The following is a 14,537-nucleotide window of genomic DNA, read 5'->3' as shown; positions in this document are numbered from 1 at the left end:
GCAAAAACTGCACTCTCCCGACCCCGAACCGCGTACCTCGTACGAAGCGCAGAACGACGACGCGCCCGCATCCGCTCGGTGAGAACGGATGCGGGCGCGCGACCTGCGGGAACGAGACGGGCGTCAGTAGCGGTAGTGGTCGACCTTGTACGGGCCGTCGATCGGCACGCCGATGTAGGCGGACTGCGCGGGAGTGAGCACGGTCAGTTCGACGCCGAGCGCGTCCAGGTGCAGCCTGGCGACCTTCTCGTCGAGGTGCTTCGGCAGCACGTACACGCCGACCGGGTACTTCTCCGGGTAGCAGTACAGCTCGATCTGGGCGAGCACCTGGTTGGTGAATGAGTTGCTCATCACGAACGAGGGGTGCCCGGTGGCGTTGCCCAGGTTCATCAGGCGTCCCTCCGAGAGCACAAGAACGCTGCGTCCGCTCGGCAGGTGCCACTCGTCCACCTGCGGCTTGATCTCGACCCTGACCGCGCCGGGCAGGGATTCCAACGCCGCCATGTCGATTTCGTTGTCGAAGTGACCGACGTTGGCGATGATCGCGAGATGCTTCATCCGGAGCATGTGGTCGACCCCGATGACGTTGAAGTTGCCGGTGCCGCTGACGAAGATGTCGACCTGTTCGACGACGGATTCGATCCGGGCGACCTGGAACCCGTCCATCGCTGCCTGCAGGGCGTTGATCGGGTCGATCTCACTCACGATCACCCGGGCACCCTGGCCTCGGAGCGCCTCGGCGGCGCCCTTGCCGACGTCACCGTAGCCGGCGACGAAAACGACCTTACCGCCGATGAGCACGTCGGTGGCCCGGTTGAGTCCGTCGGGCAGCGAGTGGCGGATGCCGTACTTGTTGTCGAACTTCGACTTGGTGACCGAGTCGTTCACGTTGATCGCCGGGAAGAGCAGGCTGCCGGCGCCGGCGAGTTCGTAGAGCCGGTGCACACCGGTCGTGGTCTCCTCGGTCACCCCGGCGATGGCGGCGGCGATGACGGTCCAGCGGTCCGTCGACGTGGCCAGCGACCGGCGGAGGACGTCGAGGACGACCCGGTATTCGTGGCTGTCGGCCTCCGTGGCGTCGGGCACCGCGCCGGCCTGCTCGAATTCGCGGCCCTTGTGCACGAGCATCGTGGCGTCGCCGCCGTCATCGAGGATCATGTTCGGGCCGGTCCAGGTCTCCCCCGCGGCGGCGGCCTCGGTGCTCCAGTCGAAGATCTGCTCGGTGCACCACCAGTAGTCCTCGAGCGTCTCTCCCTTCCAGGCGAAGACCGGAACGCCGGCCGGGGCCTCGGGGGTGCCCGTGGGCCCGACCGCAATGGCCGCGGCGGCGTCGTCCTGGGTGGAGAAGATGTTGCAGCTGGCCCAGCGGACCTGGGCGCCGAGGGCGACGAGCGTCTCGATCAGCACGGCGGTCTGCACCGTCATGTGCAGGGATCCGGCGATACGGGCGCCGGCGAGCGGCTTCGATTCGCCGAATTCGGCGCGGAGGGCCATCAGCCCGGGCATCTCATTCTCCGCGAGGCGGAGTTGGTGGCGGCCGGCCTCGGCGAGCGCCAGATTGGCGATCCGGAAGGCGGGCACGGTGGATGAAGGGGACGCGACGACAGTCATACCACCATCCTGCCATCCCCTGCCTCGTCAAATTCGACGGAGATTTTGGCCAGAACAGGCCCGAGAACGGGATTCCGGGCCGAATCAGCGAAAATCTCCGTCGAATTCGACCGGGGACGGGCGCTCAGCGGGCGGAGCCGACCGGTTCGCCTGCGGCGTCGGGGGCGGGTTCCAGAGCATCCGTCTTGCGCGCAGCCTTCCCAGGGCGGGTGTCGCCCCGGTACCGCCACAGGCCGATCCCGGCCACGACGGCGGCCAGGAGGAGCGACATCAGCAGTTCCTGCCTGGTCTTCTCGAGAATGGCCATCCCGACGAGCAGGGCGACGATGCTGACGATGGCGAACCAGGTGAGGTAGGGGAACGCCCACATCTTCAGGGAAAGCCGGCCCGCGGCCTCCGCGCCCATCCGGCGGCGGAGGATGAGCTGGGAGACGGCGATGACGAGCCAGACCAGCAGGGCGATCGCGCCGGACGTGTTCACCAGGAACAGGAACACGGTGTCGGGGGCGAGGTAGTTGAGCCCCACCGTGATGAAGCCGACCACGGTTGAAGCCAGCACCGCGGTGCGGGGCACCCCACTGGTCGAGACCCGGGACCAGGCGGCCGGCGCGTCGCCGCGCACGGACAGGGAGAACAGCATCCGGCTCGCCGTGTAGAGCCCGGAGTTCAGGCAGGAGAGCACGCTGGTCAGCACGATGACGTCCATGATGGCGCCGGCGCCGGGGATGCCGTAGAGCTCGATCACTGCGACGTAGGGGCTCTTGGCGACGGAAGCACTGTCCCAGGGCAGCAGGGTGACCACGATGGCGATGGACCCGATGTAGAAGACGAGGATGCGCCAGACGGTCGACTTGACCGCCTTCTTCACGGCGTCGACCGGATTCTCGGACTCGCCGGCCGCGATCGTGGCGATCTCGGCCCCGAAGAACGAGAACACGACCACGAGAACGCCACCGAGGACCGCGCCGCTGCCGCTGGGGAAGAACCCGCCGCGACCCGTGAGGTTGCTGAGGCCCGGCGCGTCGAGTCCGGGCATCAGGCCCAGGATGGCGACGACGCCGAGCAGCAGGAAGATCGCGATGGCGGCCACCTTGATCGACGCGAACCAGAACTCGAACTCACCGAACATCTTCACCGAGGCGACGTTGGTCAGGGTCAACAGCACCATCAGCACCAGCGCCCACACCCACTGGTCGACCGCCGGGATCCAGCGGTGCACGATCGCGGCACCCGCGGTTGCCTCGATGCCGAGGACGATGATCCAGAACCACGCGTACAACCAGCCGATGCTCAGGCCGGCCCAGCGCCCGAGCGCCTTGTCGGCGTAGCTGGAAAACGAGCCGGTCTCCGGGTGGGCGGCGGCCATCTCCCCCAGCATCCGCATGACCAGGATCACCACAAGGCCGGCCGCGGCGTAGGCGACGAGGATGCCCGGCCCGGCCTGCTGGATGGCCGCCCCCGAACCGACGAACAGGCCGGCCCCGATCACCCCGGCGATGGCGATCATCGAGAGGTGGCGCGGCTTGAGCGTATGGGCGAGCTGGCTGTCACTCCCGCCCGTCGTCGCCGGTGAATGGTCGGTTTTCGGCAGGAACGCCATGAGACTCCAAGGTCATCGCGAACGGGCACCCGGTCGGGCCGGGCACTCGTTCAGGGGTGTCCGTTCAATCTATGTCGGCCTCATGAAGGCCCGAAACGACACGCGCGGCGCGAAACCAGACCGTAACGGGGCCCGCACCGACAGGCACGGGCCGAAACCTGACCGTAACGCCGCCCGGTGGGATCGGTTCGAGCGTGAACCTAGTCGCGAGGCTGAGCCGGCATCGTGCGCAGCCGCACGAGCTGCCAGCCCTGGGGCGCCGAGGTGAGGCGTGCGTGCCGGTCGCACAGGTCGAAACTGTGCGGTTCCCGCACCAGGGAAAGCGGCCCGAGCACGGCCATCGAATCGCCGTAGTCGAAGGTAAGGGTAGCCACGGACTCATCCGGGCAGGCGACGCGGGAACAGGGCCTGGAAGACATTGCCTTCAGGCTACCCTCACCGCGCCGGAACTAGGATGTGACCATGTCCCGAATCCGCCGCGCCGCCGCACCGACGCCCGCGCCGACCCGACGCGGCCGGGGCCGTGACCGGCACGGCCGCGGCATCCGCAGCTCGGTCACCGGACCTTTCCTGCCGCCTCTGCAGACCAGGATCAGCCAGTTCGACATGACGCTGGCCTCGACCATCGACTATCTGCGCTCGGTCTGGCCGGACGAACTCAGCGACGTCACCTTCGAGGTGGCGGCCGGACCGTACGCGGTGATCCCCGGCGTCGGGGTCGAGCGGTGGACCGTGACCGCCGCGGAACGCCGGATCGTCTTCTACCGGCTGCCGATCCAGCGCCTCACCCGGCTGCACCGCAATGACGACCTGCACCGGAGGATGGTCATCGAGAGCTGCGTGTTCCGCGCCATCGCGGAACTGCTGGGCAAGGACCCCTGGGACCTGGCACCGGACCGGTTCCGCCACTTCTAGCTTCCGCCACTGCCAGGCGAACGCCGGCCGGCGACAGCCCACCCACGCGGCCGAGGATTCCTCGGCCGCTTTTTCGTGCCCGGGCGACCGCGGCGGCGGCGCTCCATCCGCGGAAGAGCCGCGTGATCACGCGGCCGATCCGGAGATTTCGAACCGGTGTGGGTTTTTTCCAAACCGATTCGGCGTTCGAACCGAACCATTGTCAGCACCACAAGCTGCTCCACCTTCACAGCAACACCCCACAGACCAACCACACAGACAAAGGGATCACACCATGCGTTCATTCTCCAAGGCCACCATCAGCCTCGCCACTGCCGGACTGCTCATCGCCGGCCTCGCCGCGTGCTCCAGCGGCGCCGAGGCCACCGGGTCGGCCGCCAAGCCGTCCGCGTCCTCCTCCGCCGAGGCCACCCCGAAGCCCGTCGCCTCGATCCCCTCGCTCAAGGGCGTCGACACCGCCGTTCTCCTCGACGCCGACTTCGCCGCGGCGCTGACCAGCCTGGGCCTCACCCCCGGCACCGTCGGAACCGCCACCCTGGTCGACGGCAGCCTGCACTTCCCGATCACCGGCGGGAACGTGGACTACTACGACCCGAACGAGAGCTACCGTCCGTTCGTCCAGGGCTCGATCGAGCACGAGGGTTCCGGCTTCTCGCTGACCGCCGGCGACACGACGGTCGAACTGACCAACTTCACCATCGACCCCGGCTCCTCGAAGCTGTTCGGTGACGTCAGCGTCAACGGCACCTCCGCGGCCACCCAGGTGTTGCTCTTCAACCTCTACGGCGGCACGCTCAAGCCGCTGCAGATGGACGGCGACAACGCCATCCTCGAAGGCACCACCGTGCACATCTCCGCCGAGGCCGCCGGCCTGCTGAACAGCACGTTCAAGACGGAGGCCGTCGCCGACCAGCTCCTCGTCGGCATCGCGAAGATCACCGTCGCCACCAAGTAGCACCCCGCGACCCCGGTATAGAGGAAAGGCGCCTTCGTCTCTGGACGAAGGCGCCTTTCTGCGTGCCTCAGGCCGATCGACCGGGCGGTCTCCCCCGGAACGGCCTCCAGCGGAGCAGGCGTTCGGCCGCACCCGGACCGGCCCGGCGGAACGCCATGGCCACGATGAGGATGACCGCCACGGCGAGGGTCACCCGGGTGAGCTGCACGGACGGCACCAGCATCCGGATGCTCAGCGCGATCGGCACGACGAGCCATTCCCACCGGCCGCTCAGGGCGACGAACGGCACGAGCAGCAGGGCGTACCACGGGTAGCGGGGGCTGAGGATGATCAACGTGCTGCCGATCATCAGGAGCTGGCCGAGCCAGGGTTGGGCCGGATCGGTCTTCCACAGGGTGAGTGCGGCGACTCCGGCGAGCAGGATGGCGACGACGTAGACCCCGGCACCGCCGGGCGCGACCAGCGAAACGAGCGCGAACCGGGTGCCGTCCTGGTACCCCTCCTCGGTGAGGTAGCCGGGCAGGTAGCCGAGGACCCCGATTCCGGTGGTGAGGACGTAGGGGACGTACAGAACGAGGAAGGTGACGACGGCGGCCACGATCACCTTCCAGCCCTGCCTGCGGAGCAACGCCGGGGCCGCGATCACCGGGATCAGTTTGGTGGCGATCGCCGCGCCGAGGGCGATGCCGCCCCTCCAGTAGCGTTCCCGGGTGACCAGGAAGACGGCGGCGAGGGTGAAGACGACTCCGAGCAGGTCCACGTGGGAGTTGGTGACGGCCTCGGATGCCACGAGCGGGCACCACGCCCACAGCGCGGCACGGCGCAGGTCGATGCCGCGGCGGCGCATCCCGAACAGGAGCATCACGGTGGTGCCGACGCTGAGCAGCAGCCCGGTTAGCTGCAACGGCCAATAGGCCGGACCCGGCCCGGTGACCATACGCACTCCGGCGAAGTACAGTTCGGCGGCGGGCGGGTAGATGGTGGGGACGCTGGTACGGTTCAACGCCGAGCAGAGCACCTCGTCCGGCCCGTCCCGGTGCACGGTCTGGATACGCTCGCCGACGCAGCGGGCGGATCCGTCAGCCCCGATCTGCGGGGCCGGGAACAGCCAGTCCGGCCTCAGGGAATCGAGGCGAGGGTCGGAGGGCACATACGCATACGGCGACACGCCGGCGTTCGCCACGATTCCGTCCCAGGCATACCGGGCAGAGTCGGTGCTCGTGTTGGGTGGCCCGATCATGGCGGCGGCGCCGATCCCGATCGAACCGGCCAGGATGAGCACCACGACCGCCCGCCCGCGGACGCCCCGGAGCGCGATCACCGCGGCGGCGAACAGCAGCCAGACGACCGCGAGGGAGAATAGAAGCGGCACCGTGTCGCGGCCGGGTGCGAACAGGTCCAAGTTCGCCACCCCGAACCCGGTGAGCGCCGCGATGGCGGCAAGGAGCAGGGAGACGACAGTGATTCGCACACTGCCATCCTGTCGGAGTCCCGGGCCGGCCACCGGACCCAGGCCTGCGCGCGTCATCGAACCGTAAGGATTCCGGGCCGCCCCGGCCGCTCGAAACTGGTGCAATGGACTATGCGCCGTTTGATGTACGAAGCCCAGCGATCCCTGGCGTCGCCGGCGCGCAACCCGCGGATGGCGACAGTGATCGGCCGTCTGCTCGGCGCCGCGTTCCTGGTCTGCTTCGGCACCGGGCTGTACAGCCACTTCCTGCAACAGCCGCTGCCGGGGATGCGTTTCCCCACCAGGCCGGAGTTCCTCTATCAGTTCACCGAGGGCACCCACATCATCGCCGGGATGGCGTGCTTTCCGCTGCTGCTGGCCAAGCTCTACGTCGTGTTCCCCGACCTCTTCGCCTACCCGCCGGTGCGTTCCTTCGTGCACCTCCTGGAGCGGGCGTCGATCGCCCTGTTCGTGGGCGCATCCCTCGTGCAGATCACGATCGGGCTGCTCAACACGTACCAGTGGTACCCGTGGCCGTTCCCGTTCCGGCAGGTGCACTTCGCCCTGGCCTGGGTGCTGATCGGTTCGCTGGCGCTGCACATCGGCATCAAGCTGCCGATCATCGCCCGGTTCTGGCGCAAACGAACAGATTACGGGCCTGGCACCGACCACCTCACCGATGCGGTGCCCGCCGAACGTGTCGCGGGCACCGAGGCTGAGCGCCGGTGGGGCAGCAGCCGGCCGACCGGGCTGACCGGCCGGCTCATCGCCTACCTGGACGCCACCCCGCCGGCCGCCGAGAAGGTGAGCCGCCGCGGATTCCTCGCCACGGTCGGCGTCGCCGTCGCCGCGGTTGTCGGGCTGACCGCCGGCCAGACGTTCGCACCGCTCGACGCGGTGAACGCCTTCGGTCCGCGCAAGAAGGGGGTCGGCCAGCAGGGCGTCCCCGTCAACCGCACCTCGAAGCAGGCGAATGTCACCGAGGCGGTCATCGCGGGGTGGGTGCTCACGGTCGCCCACGGCGGCGTGGAACGCAGTTTCACCCGGACCGAGCTCGAACGGATGCCGCAAACCGAAGTCACGCTCCCCATCGCCTGCGTCGAGGGCTGGAGCCAGATGGCCGCCTGGCGCGGTGTTCGGCTGCGCGACCTCGCCGATCTGGTCGGCGCCGGCGAGGACACCTCGTTCAAGCTGGTCAGCCTGGAGGAACGCGGCAGTTTCCGGCAGACCCAGATGGGCCCGGAGTACGTGCGGGACCCGCTCACCCTGGTGGCGCTCGAGCTCAACGGTGAGACCCTCGACCTCGAGCACGGCTACCCGGCGCGGATGATCGCCCCCGGCCGGCCGGGCGTGTTGCAGACGAAATGGCTGAGTCGAATCGAGGCGATCACCGCATGAACCAGGTCAGCACAGCATCCGTCGCCCTGACCCCGGAGCGGGCGGCTCCCGGCCGGGGCATGCGCGTGGCCCGCGCCACCCTCGTCCTGCTCGGTGCCGCCGGCCTTGCCTGGGGTGCCTGGGTCATGGTGGACACCGTGCGGATCGCCCGGCTTCCCGGCGTGGCCCTCTGGGTCGGGGCGGCGATCCTCGTCCACGACGCCGTCATCGCCCCCGTCGTCTTCTTCGGCGGGGTGCTGCTGCGCCGCGCGGGCCGGCGACTGGCCGGCACGGTCGTCGCCGTCCTCCAGGGCGCGATCGTTCTGGGCTCGATCATGACGCTGATCGTCGTGCCCGAGATCGTGGCGCAGACCCAGGGTCGGGCCCCGGAGAACCCGACCGTGCTCCCGCTGGATTACGGCACGAATCTCGCCGTCTTCTGGGTCGTGATCGCGGTGCTGGGCACGGCGGCGTCCGCCGCGCTCTACGCGCGCGCCAGCCGGGCCGGCCGGCGGCCGTCGCGCTAAGCGCGCAGCAACCGGGCGAACCAGCGACCGCCCTGCCGCCAGTCCTCGGCGACGAACAGTCCGGCGTCGCCGGCACGCTCACGCAGGCCGGCCAGGCCGAGTTCGGCCCAGGGGAAGACGGCGCTCCGGCCGCCGGAGGCATCCTCGATCGTGCCGTCGTAGCGGTCGTCGGTGTCGGGGTCCTGGCTCAGCTCCACCAGCAGCGCGCCGTCCGGGGCGAGCAGGGCCGCGCAACGCTCCAGCAGGGCGGACGGGTCGCCGCCGATGCCGATGTTGCCGTCCACGAGCAGCGCGGCCGCCCAGGCGCCCTCGAGCGGCATGGGGTCGAAAACGCTGCGGCGCAACACGCTCAGCCCCGAGTCCACGGCCATCCGCACCGCGGTCGCCGACACGTCGATGCCGAGGGCGGAGAGGCCGAGGCCCATCGCCGCGCGCACCATCCGACCGGGCCCGCAGCCGATGTCGAGCACCGGACCGGTGATTCCGGCGAGGAGACGGAGGTCGGTGGCGTCGGCATCCGCGCTCCACCGTCCCGCGTCGATCACAAACGGCAGGGCGTGCGGCTCCGACCGGGCGCGGCGCAGGTAGAGCACATTCTCCGCGTTCCGCAGCGCCGCCGCGTAGGGCTCGGCCCCGCCGGCACCGAAGGTCGACGGTTCGAAGAGCTCGCCCAGGGCGTCGTCCAGGGCGTCGGTCCGGGCCAGGAGCGTCATCGGGTCTTTCCGTTCTCATCCGGCCCGAGCATGGTGGCCAGCACCCGGGCGAAGCCGCCGTCGGGGGCGATGCCCGCGACGGCGTGCGCGTCGTCGATCGTGTCCACATCGGTGAGGGTGGGGAGGAACGCCACCTGCAGTCCGGCCGCGCGCAGCCGCTCGAGCTGGCGGGCACCGGTGTCGCCCTGGGACATCGGGATGCCGCGAATGAGGTCCCCCCGCGGCTCGGCGAGCGCGAGCGCCCAGAATCCGCCGTCGTCGGCGATGCCGATCCAGGCGTCAACGTCGTCGGTCCAGTCCGTGAAGACCGGTTCGAGGAGTGCGGTGGTGACCTGAGGCGTGTCCATCCCGATCAGGACGGTCGGTTCGTCGCAGTGGTCGAAGATCGCGGCGAGGCGTTCGTCGAGGCCCCCGGCGACCTGGGGCAGGATCTCGAATCCCGCGGCCGCGCCGGGCGGCACGATGCCGTCGAAGGCAAGGATGCGGCGGGTGGCCGGCAGGCTCGACACAGCCCGCAGGGTGTCGTCCAGGCTCGCGGCGGCGAGCTCGGCCGCCTGGGCGAGGCTGAGCGGCGGGTGCAGCCGGGTCTTGACCTTGCCGGGCAGGCATTCCTTGGCGATGACCACCAGGATCGTCATCGGCGGGTCTCCCTGAGGAGGGCGGACATGTCCGCGATCGCGGTGAGCGTTCCCCGCACCGTTCCGGTCACCTTGCTGCGGCCGACCCGCGGCGAATAGGTGGTGTCCACTTCGCGGATGCGCCAGCCGGCAGCCGCGGCACGGAGGAACATCTCCAGGGGATAGCCGCTGCGGCGGTCCCGGAGGTCGAGGGAGAGCAGGTCTTCGCGTCGCGCGGCGCGCATGGGGCCGAGATCATGGATGTTCACACCGGTTATTCGGCGCAGTCGCCAGGACAGACTGGTATTGGCGATCCGGCCGTGCCACGGCCACGCCTTCGACGTGCTCGCCCGGCGGCGGCCGAGCACCAGGTCGGCCTCCCCCGCGCGCACCGGGTCCACGACCAGAGGGAGTTCCCGAGGGTCCATCGACGCGTCGGCATCGCAGAAGGCGACGATCGGCGCGGTCGCCGCCAGCAGGCCGGCATGCGCGGCGGCACCGAATCCTCGCCGTTCCTCGAACACCACCAGCGCCCCGGCCGCGGCCGCGATTGCGGCCGACCCGTCGGTGGAGCCGTTGTCGACCACAATGGCGCGGTAGCCCTCCGGCAGACGGGACAGCACCCAGGGAAGGGCACCCGCTTCGTTCAGGCACGGCAGCACGAGGTCCACCCGGATCACAGTCATGGTTCGACACTATGGCGGCGGAAAGGCTGAAACGCCTCGAGAAGATTACAGGCTGAGGAACGATCGGGCGGGGCCCGGGAGCGGAGCAGCACGGCTCTATCCTGAGATCGTGACTACATCAGCTGTGCGCCAGGACCGGCGCGTCCTCGTCATCGACGACGACCCGACGGTCTCCGAAATCGTCAGCCGCTACCTGCGTGCCGCCGGTTTCATCGTGGACGAGGCCCCGGACGGACCCGACGGGCTCCGCAAGGCCGAGGAGCTCCGCCCCGACCTGGTCGTGCTCGACCGGATGCTGCCGCTGCTGGACGGCATCGAGGTGTGCCGGCGGATCCGTGCGACCTGGTCGATCCCGGTGATCATGCTCACCGCACTCAACCAGGAGGAGGACCGGATCGACGGCCTCGAGGCGGGCGCCGACGACTACCTGGCCAAGCCGTTCTCGCCGCGCGAGCTGGTGCTCCGTGTTCACTCGGTGCTCCGCCGCAATGTCGCCGGTTTCGTCCCGGAGGGACTGGTCAGCGTCGGCGACTTCACGCTGGACTCGTCTGCCCACGAGGTGCGGCTGAACGGGGAGCCCCTGGTACTCACCGCCCGCGAGTTCGACCTGCTCGCCTACCTGATCGGGCGGCCGCACAAGGTCCTCAGCCGGGAGGACCTGCTGCGTTCGGTCTGGGGCTGGGAATTCGGAGACCTGTCCACGGTCACCGTGCATGTGCGCCGGCTGCGGGAGAAGATCGAGGCCGACTCTGCGCATCCGCGGCTGTTGAACACGGTCTGGGGGGTCGGCTACCGGTTCGACCCGGTGCTCCTCGGCCGCCCGGAAGCGGCACCTGAGGAACGGAGAGACTGATGACCCTGGACGTCCTGGCCACCGTGACCCTGTTCGCTCTCGCCAGCGCGGTCGTCGTCGGCGCGCTCGGCCTGTTGGCCCTGCGGATGCTGTCCCGTGCCTCCCTCGTGCTGCAGCTGATGGTCGTCGCCCTCGCCGCGGTGGTCTCCGTGGTGGGCGGGATGGCGGCGGTCGCCTCGCAGATGTACGTCTCCACCCACGACGTCACCGTCTTCTACTGGGTCGCGGGAGTGGCCGGCCTGGTGTCGCTCGTCATGTCCGCGGTGCTCGGCCGCAGCCTGGTGCGGGAGGGTCGTGAGCTGCGTTCGGCCGCGGCGAGCCTCGGCCGCGGCGAACGGGTCGTTGCGGCGGACCGGCACAGCAACACCGAGTTCGCGGCGCTGGCCGGTGAGCTGGCGGCGACGGGCGAGCGCCTGGCCGAGTCCCGGGCGCGGGAGAACCGGGTGGAGGAGTCACGCCGGGAACTGATCGCCTGGATTTCGCACGACCTGCGCACACCGCTGGCGGGCATCCGGGCGATGGCCGAGGCCCTCGAGGACGGCATGGCGGAGGACCCCGACCGGTATTACGCGCAGATGCGCGGCCAGGTCGACCGGCTCTCCGGGATGGTCGACGACCTGTTCGAGTTGTCGCGGATCCACTCCGGCACACTGCGGCTGGCCGTGGAACCGGTCTCCCTCTACGACCTGATCAGTGACACCGTCGCCGGGTTCTGGCCGGTCGCCCGGGCGAAGTCCCTCGACCTCCGGTTCGAAGGCGAAACCGGTCTGACCATCCTTGCCGACCCACGCGAGCTGTCGCGGGTGGTCGGGAACCTGGTCATGAACGCGATCCAGCATTCCCCGGCCGGACTGGAGATCGTGGTGTCGGTCACCGAGAACGACGACGGACGCGCCGTGATCTCGGTGCAGGACTCCGCCGGCGGTATCCCGGAACAGGACCTCGGCCGCGTCTTCGAGGCCGGCTGGCGCGCGAGCGAACCGCGCACCCCGGCTTCGGAGCCGACCCGGTCGGGCGGGGCCGGGCTCGGTCTGGCGATCGTGCAGGGCATCGTGCGGGCCCATCGCGGCGAGGTCGTGGTGCGCAACGTGCCGGGCGGCTGCCGCTTCGACGTGCTGCTGCCCCGGCATCCGGTCGCGGCGGGCTGACCCGACCGGGCGGGCCGTTCCGGATGGGCCGTTCCGGATGGGCCGTTGCGCCTCAGCGCCGCACGGCGGCCCGCAACGGGGCGGTGGCGAATTCCGCGACGCCGCGCTCGAAGGTCACCGTCGGGGACCAGCCGAGTTCGGTGCGGATGCGTTCGGACGACGCGGTGATGTGCCGCACGTCCCCGAGCCGGAACTCACCGGTGACCACGGGGTCAGGCCCGCCGGAGGCGCGGCTGAGCGCCTCGGCCAGGTCACCGATGGTGTGCACGGTGCCACTGCCGACGTTGAAGGCCCGGAAGGTGGATGCCGGGCTGTCGCCGGTCCAGTCGAGTGCGGCGAGGTTGGCCGAGGCGATGTCCGCGACGTGCACGAAGTCGCGGCGCTGGGCGCCGTCCTCGAACACGCGGGGTGCCTCGCCGCGCTCGAGGGCCGAGCGAAACAGGGAGGCGACGCCGGCGTACGGCGTGTTCTGCGGCATCCCGGGGCCGTACACGTTGTGGTAGCGCAGTGCGGCGACCCGGCCGCCGGTCGCCCGGGCCCAGGCCGAGGCCAGGTATTCCTGGGCGAGTTTGGTGGCCGCATAGACGTTGCGCGGGTCGAGCGGGTCCTCCTCGGTGGTGAGCGCGGGTTCGAGTCGTTCGCCGGTGACCTCGTCCACCGGGTCGTAGACGCCGGCCGTCAGGTCGGCGACCCGGCGCGGCCCCGGCCGGGCCGGGCCGCGGGAACCGCGGAAGCTGCCCTCGCCGTAGACAACCATTGACGAGGCCAGCACCAGCCGGTCGATGCCGGCTGCCGTCATCGCGGCCAGGAGCACGGCCGTACCCACCTCGTTGCTCCTGACATAGTCCGGGGCATCGGAGAAGTCCACGCCGAGCCCGACCTTCGCGGCCTGGTGGCAGACGAGGTCGATCCCCCGCAGCGCGACAGCGACGACGCCGGGATCGGTCACATCGCCGACGATGACGTCGACCCGCGGGTCGACGAGGGGCAGCGCCCCGTGCACGTCGCTGCGGAGGGAGTCGAGCACGCGCACGCTCCACCCGTGCTCGAGTGCGGCCGTGACGACGGCGCCGCCGATGAAGCCGGCACCACCGGTGACGAGCAGGCGCGGGGCGTTCACAGCGGGAGCCCGGCTCCCGGGGCGGCCGGCCGGGCGAGCACCGCGGCGACCTGCCCAGGGTCGATCAGTTGCCGGGGCGCGAAGTCCCCGGGAACGGAGCGCAGGATCGCGTCGATGGCGGCGAGGATGCGCGGCTGGGCGTCGGCGAGCCGGGCGAAGACGAGCGTGGCGGAGACGGCATCCGCGTCGGCCCCCTCCCCCGGGGACAGCCCGGCCTCCGGGGACAGCCCGGCGTCGGCGTCGGTCACGAACGACAGGTTGACCGTTCCGATGTTCAGCTCGGAGGCGAGCACCACCTCGGGGTACTGGGTCATGTTGACGATGTGCGCCCCCACGGCCCGGAACCAGAGCGATTCCGCCCGGGTGGAGAACCGCGGCCCCTGGATCACGACGACGGTGCCGGACGGAGCGAAGTCCTCGTCGAGGCCGGCGAGGGCCGCGACGGCGGTTCGGCGCAGGATCGGGTCGAACGGGTCGGCCGCCGCAAGGTGCGCGACGCTCCCCCGGTCGAAGAAGGTGTCGGCACGGCCGGACGTGCGGTCGATGAACTGGTCGGTCACGACGAGCAGGCCCGGCGGGTACTCGGGGCTGACACCGCCGACGGCCGAGGACGAGATGATGGCGGTGACGCCGAGTGAGGCGAGCGCCCAGATGTTCGCCCGGTAGTTGATCAGGTGCGGGGCAGCGGAGTGCCCGCCGCCGTGCCGGGGCAGGAACGCGACCCGTCGGCCGGCGCGCTCACCGATGGTGATCGGAGCCGAGGGAGGACCGTACGGCGTGTCCACCTCGACCGAGGTGGACGTTGCGTCGTCGAACAATCGGTAGAGGCCGGAGCCCCCGATCACGGCGATGGCGACCGGCTCGATCGCCGGGGGGCGGGGCGGGGCGTCGGTGCTGGTCACTGCTGGCTCCAGAGGTTCAAGGGACACGTCAGACCAGTCTGCCAGCACCGGCGGCGGGCTTTA

The 14,537-nt window shown here is 70.2% G+C and carries 15 protein-coding genes; 6 read left to right on the top strand and 9 right to left on the bottom strand.

All coding sequences use genetic code 11. The features are described from left to right. Positions 1-123: 123 nt before the first annotated feature. From ahcY to E3O32_RS14040, 3 genes are all read right to left on the bottom strand, one after another. A complete protein-coding gene (gene ahcY, locus E3O32_RS14050) occupies positions 124-1,611 on the bottom strand; it encodes an adenosylhomocysteinase (RefSeq protein ID WP_134510443.1) in 1,488 nt (495 codons plus the stop codon). Between the two features lie 124 nt (positions 1,612-1,735). Next, entirely contained in the window at positions 1,736-3,211 is a 1,476-nt protein-coding gene (locus E3O32_RS14045; RefSeq protein ID WP_134510442.1) for an amino acid permease, read from the bottom strand. A gap of 200 nt (positions 3,212-3,411) precedes the next feature. After that, the gene (locus E3O32_RS14040) at positions 3,412-3,630 is read right to left on the bottom strand and encodes a DUF3499 family protein (protein WP_134510441.1); all 219 of its coding nucleotides are present in this window, start codon (positions 3,628-3,630) and stop codon (positions 3,412-3,414) included. A gap of 43 nt (positions 3,631-3,673) precedes the next feature. Here E3O32_RS14040 and E3O32_RS14035 point away from each other — a divergent pair, with 43 nt between their 5' ends. Together E3O32_RS14035 and E3O32_RS14030 are read left to right on the top strand one after the other, a co-directional pair. Further along, positions 3,674-4,126: a metallopeptidase family protein gene (locus tag E3O32_RS14035; protein WP_134510440.1), complete on the top strand. Its 453-nt coding sequence runs from the start codon at positions 3,674-3,676 to the stop codon at positions 4,124-4,126. Between the two features lie 274 nt (positions 4,127-4,400). Further along, positions 4,401-5,081, top strand: a complete 681-nt coding sequence (locus E3O32_RS14030) for a hypothetical protein (RefSeq protein ID WP_134510439.1) — start codon at positions 4,401-4,403, stop codon at positions 5,079-5,081. A gap of 67 nt (positions 5,082-5,148) precedes the next feature. Here E3O32_RS14030 and E3O32_RS14025 read toward each other — a convergent pair whose 3' ends face one another. Further along, positions 5,149-6,552: a glycosyltransferase 87 family protein gene (locus E3O32_RS14025; protein WP_166790867.1), complete on the bottom strand. Its 1,404-nt coding sequence runs from the start codon at positions 6,550-6,552 to the stop codon at positions 5,149-5,151. A 123-nt stretch (positions 6,553-6,675) separates the two neighbouring features. Here E3O32_RS14025 and E3O32_RS14020 point away from each other — a divergent pair, with 123 nt between their 5' ends. Then, positions 6,676-7,929 (top strand): molybdopterin-dependent oxidoreductase, encoded by a 1,254-nt coding sequence (locus E3O32_RS14020; protein WP_241974970.1) that lies wholly within the window; start codon positions 6,676-6,678, stop codon positions 7,927-7,929. After that, positions 7,926-8,435, top strand: coding sequence for a hypothetical protein (locus E3O32_RS14015; RefSeq protein WP_134510436.1), 510 nt, complete (start codon positions 7,926-7,928; stop codon positions 8,433-8,435). The genes E3O32_RS14020 and E3O32_RS14015 overlap by 4 nt, the downstream gene beginning before the upstream one ends. On the opposite strand, the gene E3O32_RS14010 is transcribed toward E3O32_RS14015, so the two are convergent. From E3O32_RS14010 to E3O32_RS14000, 3 genes are read right to left on the bottom strand one after another with little or no spacing between them, the layout of a single operon-like run. Beyond that, complete coding sequence (locus tag E3O32_RS14010) at positions 8,432-9,148, bottom strand: class I SAM-dependent methyltransferase (RefSeq protein ID WP_134510435.1); 717 nt, start codon at positions 9,146-9,148, stop codon at positions 8,432-8,434. The two genes, E3O32_RS14015 and E3O32_RS14010, sit on opposite strands and share 4 nt — an antisense overlap. Then, entirely contained in the window at positions 9,145-9,786 is a 642-nt protein-coding gene (locus tag E3O32_RS14005) for a TIGR04282 family arsenosugar biosynthesis glycosyltransferase (protein ID WP_134510434.1), read from the bottom strand. The genes E3O32_RS14010 and E3O32_RS14005 overlap by 4 nt, the downstream gene beginning before the upstream one ends. After that, positions 9,783-10,451 (bottom strand): glycosyltransferase family 2 protein, encoded by a 669-nt coding sequence (locus E3O32_RS14000; protein ID WP_134510433.1) that lies wholly within the window; start codon positions 10,449-10,451, stop codon positions 9,783-9,785. The genes E3O32_RS14005 and E3O32_RS14000 overlap by 4 nt, the downstream gene beginning before the upstream one ends. A gap of 109 nt (positions 10,452-10,560) precedes the next feature. On the opposite strand from E3O32_RS14000, the gene E3O32_RS13995 reads away from it, so the two are divergent. Together E3O32_RS13995 and E3O32_RS13990 are read left to right on the top strand one after the other, a co-directional pair. Next, positions 10,561-11,304 carry a response regulator transcription factor gene (locus tag E3O32_RS13995; RefSeq protein ID WP_241974966.1) on the top strand — a complete coding sequence of 248 codons (744 nt, stop codon included), beginning with the start codon at positions 10,561-10,563 and terminating at the stop codon, positions 11,302-11,304. After that, positions 11,304-12,452 carry a sensor histidine kinase gene (locus E3O32_RS13990; protein WP_134510431.1) on the top strand — a complete coding sequence of 383 codons (1,149 nt, stop codon included), beginning with the start codon at positions 11,304-11,306 and terminating at the stop codon, positions 12,450-12,452. The genes E3O32_RS13995 and E3O32_RS13990 overlap by 1 nt, the downstream gene beginning before the upstream one ends. Before the next feature lie 52 nt (positions 12,453-12,504). On the opposite strand, the gene E3O32_RS13985 is transcribed toward E3O32_RS13990, so the two are convergent. Both E3O32_RS13985 and E3O32_RS13980 read right to left on the bottom strand, forming a co-directional pair. Beyond that, positions 12,505-13,572 (bottom strand): NAD-dependent epimerase/dehydratase family protein, encoded by a 1,068-nt coding sequence (locus E3O32_RS13985; RefSeq protein ID WP_134510430.1) that lies wholly within the window; start codon positions 13,570-13,572, stop codon positions 12,505-12,507. Then, positions 13,569-14,474 carry an MTAP family purine nucleoside phosphorylase gene (locus E3O32_RS13980; RefSeq protein WP_198417573.1) on the bottom strand — a complete coding sequence of 302 codons (906 nt, stop codon included), beginning with the start codon at positions 14,472-14,474 and terminating at the stop codon, positions 13,569-13,571. Before E3O32_RS13980 ends, E3O32_RS13985 begins: the two co-directional genes overlap by 4 nt. Between the last annotated feature and the right edge of the window lie 63 nt (positions 14,475-14,537).

The organism is Cryobacterium mannosilyticum, from assembly GCF_004402705.1.
Taxonomy (GTDB): Bacteria; Actinomycetota; Actinomycetes; order Actinomycetales; family Microbacteriaceae; genus Cryobacterium; species Cryobacterium mannosilyticum.
The sequence above is the reverse complement of the archived record's forward strand: the minus strand, read 5'-3'. Positions and strand labels throughout refer to the sequence as shown.

Excerpts from the sequence above, each read along its gene's own strand:
- E3O32_RS14040 (WP_134510441.1), bottom strand. The coding sequence starts at position 3,630 with ATGTCTTCCAGGCCCTGTTCCCGCGTCGCCTGCCCGGATGAGTCCGTG.
- E3O32_RS14035 (WP_134510440.1), top strand. The coding sequence starts at position 3,674 with ATGTCCCGAATCCGCCGCGCCGCCGCACCGACGCCCGCGCCGACCCGA.
- E3O32_RS14005 (WP_134510434.1), bottom strand. The coding sequence starts at position 9,786 with ATGACGATCCTGGTGGTCATCGCCAAGGAATGCCTGCCCGGCAAGGTC.
- E3O32_RS14020 (WP_241974970.1), top strand. The coding sequence starts at position 6,676 with ATGTACGAAGCCCAGCGATCCCTGGCGTCGCCGGCGCGCAACCCGCGG.
- E3O32_RS14015 (WP_134510436.1), top strand. The coding sequence starts at position 7,926 with ATGAACCAGGTCAGCACAGCATCCGTCGCCCTGACCCCGGAGCGGGCG.
- E3O32_RS13990 (WP_134510431.1), top strand. The coding sequence starts at position 11,304 with ATGACCCTGGACGTCCTGGCCACCGTGACCCTGTTCGCTCTCGCCAGC.
- E3O32_RS14030 (WP_134510439.1), top strand. The coding sequence starts at position 4,401 with ATGCGTTCATTCTCCAAGGCCACCATCAGCCTCGCCACTGCCGGACTG.
- E3O32_RS14045 (WP_134510442.1), bottom strand. The coding sequence starts at position 3,211 with ATGGCGTTCCTGCCGAAAACCGACCATTCACCGGCGACGACGGGCGGG.
- E3O32_RS14010 (WP_134510435.1), bottom strand. The coding sequence starts at position 9,148 with ATGACGCTCCTGGCCCGGACCGACGCCCTGGACGACGCCCTGGGCGAG.
- E3O32_RS14000 (WP_134510433.1), bottom strand. The coding sequence starts at position 10,451 with ATGACTGTGATCCGGGTGGACCTCGTGCTGCCGTGCCTGAACGAAGCG.
- ahcY (WP_134510443.1), bottom strand. The coding sequence starts at position 1,611 with ATGACTGTCGTCGCGTCCCCTTCATCCACCGTGCCCGCCTTCCGGATC.